This window comes from Dellaglioa sp. CoH-56-MRSF-10, from assembly GCF_056782175.1.
This window is the reverse complement of record NZ_JBXAYF010000056.1, coordinates 1-373: the sequence shown is the minus strand read 5'-3', so window position 1 is coordinate 373 and position 373 is coordinate 1. Positions and strand designations below refer to the sequence as shown.

The window sequence follows — 373 nt, the reverse complement described above, 5'->3', positions numbered from 1 at the left end:
GCTGATCGCAGTCGTCCCCACGCCCCCAACCCCGATTTCCTTGTCCTCACTTATCCAGCAAGTCCCGCATCTTCGAGTCCTCCACGGACTAGGTATCAAGCCCGTCCTGCACTCAATTCCCCTAGGACCCTCGTCCCACATGTGGGCCCTCAACTACAACGCGGAGATCGCGGAGCGCGGATACAACCATGTGCGCGTGCGCGGGTCCGACGAAGAAGACGCGGACGGGGACTTCGAAATAGTAGATGCAGACGCCGATGATGGGCTCGATGCCGACGCAGACGCCGATGAAGAACTTGAATGGGGCCCGGATTCTACGGAATTGGTGAGGAATCCTGATCAGGCGCGTGCTGATCACGAAAAAACACTTAGA

1 protein-coding gene is annotated in these 373 nt (G+C 58.2%); it reads left to right on the top strand.

Annotated features, from left to right (window positions below):
* Positions 1 to 139 precede the first annotated feature (139 nt).
* On the top strand, positions 140 to 373 hold a 234-nt coding region (locus tag AC1RP4_RS07815; protein ID WP_481763243.1), incomplete at its 3' end, for a hypothetical protein.